General features: G+C 71.6%; 11 protein-coding genes and 2 tRNA genes. 10 read left to right on the top strand and 3 right to left on the bottom strand.

Features of this window, described 5'->3' with window-relative positions; translation table 11 throughout:
- Positions 1 to 347 precede the first annotated feature (347 nt).
- The 8 genes from aroQ to AC1DV7_RS09260 all read left to right on the top strand — a co-directional run bounded on the left by aroQ (position 348) and on the right by AC1DV7_RS09260 (position 4,773).
- A complete protein-coding gene (aroQ, locus tag AC1DV7_RS09295) occupies positions 348 to 797 on the top strand; it encodes a type II 3-dehydroquinate dehydratase (RefSeq protein ID WP_477596787.1) in 450 nt (149 codons plus the stop codon).
- 102 nt (positions 798 to 899) lie between these two features.
- Positions 900 to 2,069: an acyl-CoA dehydrogenase family protein gene (locus AC1DV7_RS09290; RefSeq protein ID WP_477596785.1), complete on the top strand. Its 1,170-nt coding sequence runs from the start codon at positions 900 to 902 to the stop codon at positions 2,067 to 2,069.
- 110 nt (positions 2,070 to 2,179) lie between these two features.
- Positions 2,180 to 2,252: transfer RNA gene (locus tag AC1DV7_RS09285), tRNA-Thr, on the top strand.
- A gap of 34 nt (positions 2,253 to 2,286) precedes the next feature.
- Positions 2,287 to 2,360, top strand: a tRNA-Met gene (locus tag AC1DV7_RS09280).
- Positions 2,361 to 2,485: 125 nt separating this feature from the next.
- On the top strand, positions 2,486 to 2,656 hold the full coding sequence (gene rpmG / locus AC1DV7_RS09275) for a 50S ribosomal protein L33 (RefSeq protein WP_270887403.1): 171 nt from the start codon (positions 2,486 to 2,488) through the stop codon (positions 2,654 to 2,656).
- 103 nt (positions 2,657 to 2,759) lie between these two features.
- The gene (locus tag AC1DV7_RS09270) at positions 2,760 to 3,206 is read left to right on the top strand and encodes an FAS1-like dehydratase domain-containing protein (protein ID WP_477596783.1); all 447 of its coding nucleotides are present in this window, start codon (positions 2,760 to 2,762) and stop codon (positions 3,204 to 3,206) included.
- The gene (locus AC1DV7_RS09265; protein WP_477596781.1) at positions 3,203 to 3,631 is read left to right on the top strand and encodes a MaoC family dehydratase; all 429 of its coding nucleotides are present in this window, start codon (positions 3,203 to 3,205) and stop codon (positions 3,629 to 3,631) included. Before AC1DV7_RS09270 ends, AC1DV7_RS09265 begins: the two co-directional genes overlap by 4 nt.
- A gap of 68 nt (positions 3,632 to 3,699) precedes the next feature.
- Positions 3,700 to 4,773, top strand: a complete 1,074-nt coding sequence (locus tag AC1DV7_RS09260) for a UDP-N-acetylmuramate dehydrogenase (protein WP_477596779.1) — start codon at positions 3,700 to 3,702, stop codon at positions 4,771 to 4,773.
- A 14-nt stretch (positions 4,774 to 4,787) separates the two neighbouring features.
- Here AC1DV7_RS09260 and AC1DV7_RS09255 read toward each other — a convergent pair whose 3' ends face one another.
- The 3 genes from AC1DV7_RS09255 to AC1DV7_RS09245 form a co-directional block, all read right to left on the bottom strand.
- Positions 4,788 to 5,819, bottom strand: a complete 1,032-nt coding sequence (locus AC1DV7_RS09255; protein ID WP_477596777.1) for an adenosine deaminase — start codon at positions 5,817 to 5,819, stop codon at positions 4,788 to 4,790.
- Positions 5,820 to 5,889: 70 nt separating this feature from the next.
- Entirely contained in the window at positions 5,890 to 6,393 is a 504-nt protein-coding gene (locus AC1DV7_RS09250) for a DUF5709 domain-containing protein (RefSeq protein ID WP_477596775.1), read from the bottom strand.
- A 58-nt stretch (positions 6,394 to 6,451) separates the two neighbouring features.
- The gene (locus tag AC1DV7_RS09245) at positions 6,452 to 7,750 is read right to left on the bottom strand and encodes an aspartate aminotransferase type Ic (protein WP_477596773.1); all 1,299 of its coding nucleotides are present in this window, start codon (positions 7,748 to 7,750) and stop codon (positions 6,452 to 6,454) included.
- A gap of 342 nt (positions 7,751 to 8,092) precedes the next feature.
- Here AC1DV7_RS09245 and AC1DV7_RS09240 point away from each other — a divergent pair, with 342 nt between their 5' ends.
- Complete coding sequence (locus AC1DV7_RS09240) at positions 8,093 to 8,398, top strand: DUF4242 domain-containing protein (protein WP_477596772.1); 306 nt, start codon at positions 8,093 to 8,095, stop codon at positions 8,396 to 8,398.
- Positions 8,395 to 8,526 (top strand): hypothetical protein, encoded by a 132-nt coding sequence (locus AC1DV7_RS09235; RefSeq protein ID WP_477596770.1) that lies wholly within the window; start codon positions 8,395 to 8,397, stop codon positions 8,524 to 8,526. The genes AC1DV7_RS09240 and AC1DV7_RS09235 overlap by 4 nt, the downstream gene beginning before the upstream one ends.
- Positions 8,527 to 8,554: the final 28 nt, after the last annotated feature.

The raw sequence follows: 8,554 nt of genomic DNA, 5'->3' as shown, positions 1-8,554 counted from the left end.
CCTCAGCCCGCGGCGCCCCGGCCGCCCGCGCCTCGCCCGGCACCAGCCCAGGACGATGCCCTCGACCTCGGCAGCACGGTGCTTCCGGTCCTCATCAGGACCTACGGCAAGCAGGTCGCGGTCGCCGTGGTCGCGGTCGTGGTCGTCATCGTCATCTGGAGGGCGCTGTCCGGCTGAGGGGCCACCCGTGCCCCTGGCCGACCAAACGGATGAGGACGGGGTCATCCGGACATGCCGAGCCTGCGGCTGTCCTACCCTGAAGGGGTAGCGGGCGTGCCACCGTGAGGGCGCACCCCGCACCGCCGCGGGCCACGCGGCATTCGCCCAGCCACAGGAGCGCGCCCACGATGAGTCAGCCCACCGTTCTCGTCCTCAACGGGCCCAACCTCAACCTGCTCGGCGAGCGTGAGCCCGAGATCTACGGCACCGACACCCTCGCCGACGTCGAGGCGCTGTGCCGCAAGGCGGCCAGCCTCGCGGGGCTCGACATCGACTTCCGGCAGAGCAACCACGAGGGTGAGCTGGTCGACGCCATCCACGAGGCGCGCCACACGGCTGTGGGCCTGGTCATCAACGCGGGCGCCTACACGCACACCTCCGTCGCGATCCACGACGCCCTCGCGGCGATCTCGATCCCGGTGTTCGAGGTCCACCTCAGCAACGTGCACAAGCGTGAGGCCTTCCGGCACCACTCGTTCCTGTCCTCGGTCTCGACCGGCGTGATCATGGGCTGCGGCACCAGCGGCTACGCCTACGCCATCGCCCGGATCTCCGAGCTCGTCGACGACCGCCCCTGAGCGGGCACCCACGCTTCGACGACGACCCGCCGTGACCACTCCGGCGGGTCGTCGTCGACACGACCGGCCACGACCGTGCCGGCACACGGCAGACTGGCCGACATGACCGCCGACCCCATGGACCTCGCCGGAATCGACGACCTGCTCAGCGACGAGGAGAAGGCCATCCGCGGCACGGTCCGCACCTTCCTCGACCGCAGGGTCCAGCCGCACGTCGCGGACTGGTTCGAGCGCGGTGAGGTCGACGACGTCCGCGGCCTCACGAAGGAGCTCGGCGGCCTCGGCCTGCTCGGCATGCACCTCGAGGGCTACGGCTGCGCGGGCATGTCGGCCGTGGACTACGGCCTCGCGTGCCTCGAGCTGGAGGCCACCGACTCCGGGATCCGAAGCCTGGTCTCCGTGCAGGGCTCGTTGGCCATGTTCGCCATCCACCACTGGGGCAGCGAGGAGCACAAGCAGCAGTGGCTGCCGCGGATGGCCGCCGGTGAGGCGATCGGCTGCTTCGGCCTGACCGAGCCCGACCACGGCTCCGACCCCGCTTCGATGCGCACCCGCGCGCGGCGGGACGGCGACGACTGGGTCCTCGACGGAGCCAAGATGTGGATCACCAACGGCTCCATCGCCGACGTGGCAGTCGTCTGGGCGCAGACGGACGACGGCATCCGCGGCTTCGTGGTCCCGACCGACACCGCGGGGTTCTCCGCGCCCGAGATCAAGCACAAGCTCAGCCTGCGGGCCTCGGTCACGAGCGAGCTGGTCATGGACGGGGTCCGGCTGCCCGCCGACGCCGTCTTCCCGGAGGTCCGGGGGCTCAAGGGGCCGCTCGCCTGCCTTTCCGAGGCCCGCTACGGCATCGTCTGGGGAGCCCTCGGCGCTGCGCGCGACAGCCTCGACACCGCTCGTCGGTACTCGATGCAGCGCCAGCAGTTCGGGCGCCCGCTGGCCGGCTTCCAGCTCACCCAGGCCAAGCTCGCCGACATGGCCCTCGAGCTGGTCAAGGGCCAGCTGCTCGCGCTGCACCTCGGCCGCCGCAAGGACGCCGGCACCCTCACCCCGACGCAGGTGAGCCTCGGCAAGCTCAACAACATCCGCGAGGCGATCGAGATCTGCCGCACGTCGCGGACCATCTTGGGCGCCAACGGGATCAGCCTCGAGTTCCCCGTCATCCGGCACATGAACAACCTCGAGTCGGTCCTCACCTACGAGGGCACGGTCGAGATGCACACCCTCGTCGTGGGGCAGGCGATGACGGGCGAGCAGGCCTTCCGGTGAGGTCCGCGCGGGTGCCGGGCACCCGGCATACCGCCGATTTTTTCCGGAGCCTTCGGACCGTGTAGTCTCACCGTCGCACTACCGCGCGGGTGACCGCGCAGGCCGTGCGCGCCCCCTTAGCTCAGTCGGCAGAGCGTTTCCATGGTAAGGAAAAGGTCGTCGGTTCGATTCCGACAGGGGGCTCTGGGACGGCACTCGCAAGAGCCGCCGACCCCGAGGCGGGGTAGCTCAGCTGGTTAGAGCGCACGACTCATAATCGTGAGGTCGCGGGATCGAGCCCCGCTCCCGCTACAACCTCGATTTCAGGAATCTCCCTGAGGTCGCGTATTCTGATGCGTCGTCGCGCCACGTCGGTGCGCCCACCATCATGTTGGACCCAGACAGACCACCAGTCAGTTCCGAGAGCAGGTTGCCCCGTGGCTAGCAAGAGCACCGATGTCCGCCCCAAGATCACCTTGGCGTGCGTGGATTGCAAGGAGCGCAACTACATCACCAAGAAGAACCGTCGGAACAACCCCGACCGCCTGGAGATGAAGAAGTTCTGCCCGCGCGACGGCAAGCACACGGTCCACCGCGAGACCCGCTGACCCCAGCCGCACCGACAGCCGCCCCGGACCTCTCGTCCGCCGGGCGGCTTTGTCGTGCAGTCGCTTTGTCATGGCCGGACCGGTGCGCAATAGGGTGGGCAGCATGGCCGTCAACGCAGACTTCGCAGGGCGCAGCTACCCACCGAGCGGGCCGTATGCCGTGGACGCGGCCACGCTCGCTGCCTTCGCTGCCGCGGTGGGTTCGCAGGACCCCGTGCACACCTCGAGCGAGGCGGCGCAGGCCGCCGGCTACCGCGACGTCATCGCGCCGCCGACGTTCGCGGTGACGATCGCCCAGCAGTGCGACGCCGTGTTCGTCCAGGACCCCGAGGCCGGCATCGACTACAGCCGGGTCGTCCACGGCGAGCAGCGCTTCGTCCACCACCGGCCCATCACCGCCGGCGACTCGGTCATCGGCACCCTGACCGTCGACTCGGTGCGTGAGGCCGGCGGCCACGCCATGGTCACGACGCGCACCGAGCTCGCGACCGAGGGCGGCGAGGCGCTGTGCACCTCGACGTCCACCATCGTCATCCGAGGAGGGGAGTGACCGTGGCGGCACGCACCGTGGCGCAGGCCACCGCCGGCGACACCATCGGTCCCGTGACCGTGCCGGTCGGCCGCGAGACCCTCGTGGCCTACGCGAACGCCTCCGGCGACCAGAACCCCATCCACCAGGACGAGGACTTCGCGACGTCCGTCGGCCTGCCCGACGTCATCGCGCACGGCATGTGGACGATGGGGGCCGCCGGGTCGGTCGTCGAGGAGTGGGCCGGTGACGGCGGTCGCGTCGTCGAGTTCGGCACCCGGTTCACCAAGCCGGTCGTCGTCCCGAGGTCGGGCGCCGCCGTCGAGGTGACCGGGCTGGTCAAGTCGGTCGACGAGGAGACGCGCCGTGCGACGGTCGAGCTCACCGTGACCGCCGAGGGCGCCAAGGTGCTCGGGCGCTGCCTGGCCGTCGTCCAGCTCGACTGAACCTCGCTGCGGGGTCCGAAACGTCGGGCCCGGTGCGAGCAACGGTCCCCGACAGAGAGCAACCAGTGATGCGCGAGGAACACGACGTCCCCCTGGCGTCGCTCACCACCATGCGGGTGGGCGGGCCCGCCGCGCGGCTCGTGACCGCAGAGTCCATCGACGAGGCGGTCGACGTGATCCGTGAGGTCGACGACGCCGACGAGCCGCTGCTGGTCGTCGGCGGCGGCTCCAACCTCGTCATCGCCGACCAGGGCTTCGCCGGCACGGTCGTGCGGATGGCGAACGACGGTGTGACCGTCGAGTCGGCCGACCTGTGCGGAGGTGTCATGGTCCGGGTCGGGGCGGGGGTGGTCTGGGACGAGCTCGTCGCCCGCGCCGTGGCCGAGGGCTGGTCCGGCGTCGAGGCGCTGTCGGGCATCCCGGGGTCGGCGGGCGCCACGCCGGTGCAGAACGTCGGCGCCTACGGCCAGGAGGTCGCCCAGACGATCGCCTCGGTACGCGTCTGGGACCGGGGGGCGCAGCAGGTCCGCACCTTCGCGGCGCTCGACTGCGCGTTCACCTACCGTCACTCGATCTTCAAGGCCACCACCCGTTTCGTCGTGCTCGACGTGCTGTTCCAGCTGGTTCCCAGCGAGCTCAGCCAGCCGGTCGGGTATGCCGACCTGGCCCGTCAGCTCGGCGTGGCACCGGGCGAGCGGGTCCCCCTGGGCGAGGCTCGCGAGGGGGTTCTGCAACAGCGGCGGAACCGTGGGATGGTGCTCGACGCCGACGACCACGACACATGGTCGTGCGGGTCCTTCTTCACCAACCCCATCCTGTCGACCAGGCGGTTCGACGACCTCGAGCGACGGGCGGCTGCGCGGCTCGGGCCCGACGCCTCACCACCGCGGTTCGCCGACGCCGACGGCAACGTCAAGACCAGCGCGGCGTGGCTGATCGACAAGGCCGGGTTCGCCAAGGGGTTCTCGCTCCCGGGCAGCGGCGCAGCCCTGTCGGGCAAGCACACGCTCGCGATCACCAACCGGGGCGACGCCACCGCGTCCGACGTGGCCGAGCTGGCCCGGCACCTGCGCGACGGGGTGCACGACGCGTTCGGGGTGAGCCTGGTCAACGAGCCGGTGTTCGTGGGGCACGACCTCTAGGTCGCGTGCAGCGGTCAGTCGGACGCGGTCGCGAGCCACGCGTCGACGTCGGCCAGCGCGGCCTTGCGGACCGCCTCTGGGGCGCGTGAGGCCCGCAGCGAGCCCCGCGCCAGCTCGGCCAGCTCGTCGTCGGTGAAGCCCAGAGCCGTACGGGCCGTGTCGTACTGGTCGGCGAGGCGCGACCCGAACAACAGCGGGTCGTCGGCCCCCAACGCCACCGGTATGCCGTGCTCGACGATGGTGCGCAGCGGCACCTCCGCGGCCTTGCCGTAGACGCCGAGGGCGACGTTGCTGCGTGGGCAGACCTCGAGGGCGACCCCGGCGTCGGCGACCTTGTCCAGCACCCACGGGTCCTCGACGCTGCGCACCCCGTGCCCGATGCGGTCCGGGCGGATCGAGTCGAGGGTGGTCTCGACGGCCGTCGGGCCGAGCAGCTCGCCGGCGTGCGGGACCAGGGCGAGCCCGGCCCTGCGGGCGATCTCGAAGGCCGGGGCGAACTCCTCGGTGGCGCCGCGTCGCTCGTCGTTGCTCAGGCCGAACCCCACGACGGTGCCGGGGCCCTCGCCGGCATGCTTGGCGGCGAGCCGGGCGAGGGTCCGGGCGTCCAGCGGGTGCCGGATCCGGCTGGCCGCGACGACTACGGCCACCGGGGCGCCACCCTCGCGGGAGGCGGCGGCAGCCTCGTCGAGCACGATCTCCAGCGCAGGGGTGATGCCACCGAGGAAGGGCGCGTAGGACGTCGGGTCGACCTGGATCTCCAGCCACCGCGACCCCTCAGCCGCGTCGTCGAGCGCCGCCTCGCGCACGATCCGGCGCATGTCGGCCTCGGTGCGCACGGCCGCGCGGGCAGCGTCGTACAGCCGCTGGAACCTGAACCACCCCCGCTCGTCACGCGCGCTCAGCACCGGGGGATAGCCGCTCGTCAGGGAGTCGGGCAGCCGCAGCCCGTGCGACTGGGCCAGCTCGCGCACCGTCTCGACACGCATCGACCCGGTGAAGTGCAGGTGCAGGTGCGCCTTGGGCAGGGCGGTCACCGGGCGCGGCATGCCGTGCAGTCTGGCAGGTCGGGTCGGCGCAGACGTGCAGGTCCCCCCGGTGGTGCGAGGACGCGTCCGGCTAGTCCTCGACGACGTGCATGGCGCCGGCCTCGGGTCCGTCGCCGGGTCCGGCAGGCCCGGCCTCGCGCGCGTCCAGGTCCTTGTCGGTGTCCTGGCGAACGCCCTCGTCCTCCTCGACGAGCTCGCCCGCCGCCGCGTCACCCACCTCGGAGTCGCCCACCCAGTCGTCCTCGGCCGAGATCGCGTCCGGGTCGTCGCCACCGACCCGGTCCCGCGGGTCGCGGTCGAGGCCCGACTCGTTGTCGGGGGCGCCGTAGGCGGAGTCCGGGTCGGGGACCTCCTGCGCGATGCGCTGGTTGATCGTCTCCTCCTGGGACTGCTCCCAGGCGGTCGTGCCCCACTCGGTGTTGCGCGGCATGCTGTCCGGCGGGGACCACGGCTCGTTGTCGCCCTCGCTGGCGTCGAGCAGGTCGTCCTGGCCGCTGCCGGAGTCGGTCGCGTCGTCGATGCTGTAGCTCCCGAGGTCGTCCTCGAAGCTCTCGGTACCGGGCTGGTCGCTCATGGACCCACCCTGCGGGACGGACCGCCCGCCCGCAAGGGCACCACCCGGCATACGGGCCTCAGGCGGAGGCGGTGAGCTTCTCGGCGGCGGCGAGCAGGACGCAGGTGGTGACGGCCTCCATGGCCTGGGTGACCTGCTCGAGGGGCGGGAACGTCGGCGCGAGCCGGATGTTGCGGTCGCGCGGGTCGTCGCCCCGGGGGAAGGACGCGCCCGCCGGGGTGAGGGCGATGCCTGCCTCCTTGGCGAGCTGGACGACGCGCGCCGCGGTGCCGTCGAGGACGTCGAGGCTGACGAAGTAGCCACCCGTGGGGGTGGTCCAGCTCGCCACGCCGAGGCCGCCGAGCCGCTCGTCGAGGATGCGCTGCACCTCGGCGAACTTCGGGGCGATGACCTCGCGGTGCCGGACCATGTGGTCGCGCACGCCCTGCGGGGTCTGGAAGAACTGCGCGTGCCTCAGCTGGTTGACCTTGTCGGGGCCGATGGCGCCCTTGCCGAGGTGGCCGGTGTACCACTTCACGGTCTCGAGCGAGCCGGCGAGGAACGCGACGCCCGCGCCGGCCAGGGTGATCTTGGAGGTGGACGCGAACATGATCGGGCGATGGGGGTGGCCCGAGGCAGCCGCCAGGCTGAGGATGTCGGCGCTCTTGGTCTCTTCGGCGGTCAGGTGGTGGAGCGCGTAGGCGTTGTCCCAGAAGATCTTGAAGTCGGGAGCCGCCGTCGGCATCGCGGCCAGGCGTGCTGCGACCTCCTGGGTCACGACCGAGCCGGTGGGGTTGGCATAGGTCGGCACCAGCCACATGCCCTTGATGCCCGGGTCGCTCGCCGCCAGCCGCTCGACCTCGTCCACGTCGGGTCCGTCGTCGTTCATCGGCACGGTGACCATGTCGATGCCGAACCACTCGAGCAGCGTGAAGTGGCGGTCGTAGCCGGGCACGGGGCAGATGAAGGTGACCTTGTCCTCGCGGCTCCACGGGCGCTCGCTGTCGACGCCACCGTGCAGCCACAGGTCGACCAGCACCTCGCGCATCATCACCAGGCTGGAGTTGCCCCCGGCCACGACCTGGCCGCTCTCCACGCCCAGCAGCTCGGCGAACATCGCCCGCAGCTCGGCGATGCCCTCGAGCCCGCCGTAGTTGCGGGTGTCGACGCCGGCCGCGTCCTGGTGACCGCGGGGCAGCGAGAGCAGGTCCTCGGAGAGATCGAGCTGCGCGGCGGCCGGCTTGCCGCGGGTGAGGTCGAGCGAGAGGCCGCTGGCGGCCAGGGCGTCGTAGGCCCGGCGCTGCTCGGCCGCGAAGGCGGCGAGCTCGTCGGGGGAGCGGTCGGTGAGGGGCGCGGTGGCAGTGCTCGACTCGGTCACGCCGTCCATGGTCCCAGAGCATCGGTGCCCCGCGAACTCCCCGTCCGCAGCCCGGTCACGGGGCACTCCTGGGCAGGGCCAGCAGGCGCAGATGGGCGGGACGGGTGCAGATATGGGCGGGACGGGTGCAGACATGGGCGGGACGGGTGCAGACATGGGCGGGACGGGTGCAGACATGGGCGGGACGGGTGCAGACATGGGCGGGACGGGTGCAGACATGGGCGGGACGGGTGCAGACATGGGCAGTGGGTACCGATGCCCGGCACCGGGTCCGGAACCGACTCTGGTGGGGCAGTCGGCGCTCGCCGGCGCACCACACCAAGAGAAGAAGGAAACAAGACCATGAAGCGATTCCTGATCGAGCGGACCGTCCCGGGCGCCAGCGAGCTGACGATGGAGCAGCTCGCCGACATCTCCCGCACCTCCAACGCGGCCGTCGACTCGCTGGGCGTCCCCTACACCTGGGTCACCAGCTACGTTGCGGGCGACAAGATCTACTGCGTCCACGAGGCGCAGGACGCCGAGACGATCCGCGAGCACGCCCGGCGTGGCGGGTTTCCCTGCGACGTCGTGGCGGAGGTCACGGCCGAGTTCGGGCAGCACACCGCGGTCGAGTACGACCGACAGCGGGCGGAGGTCACGGCGTGATCGACACCCAGACGGCCTACCTCACCGAGGTCCTGCACCTCGGGCGCCCGGCCCGCCCGGTCGGGCCGCGCAGCGCCCGACAGGTCCTGCTGGACGTCCGGCGTCGCCGCCGGGAGGTCACCCGGTGATGTCAGTCGTCGCGGCGGGCCAGTCGGT

Source organism: Pedococcus sp. P2_E4 (assembly GCF_056403935.1).
Note: the sequence above shows the minus strand (reverse complement) of the source record. Positions and strands in the feature narration are given on the sequence as shown.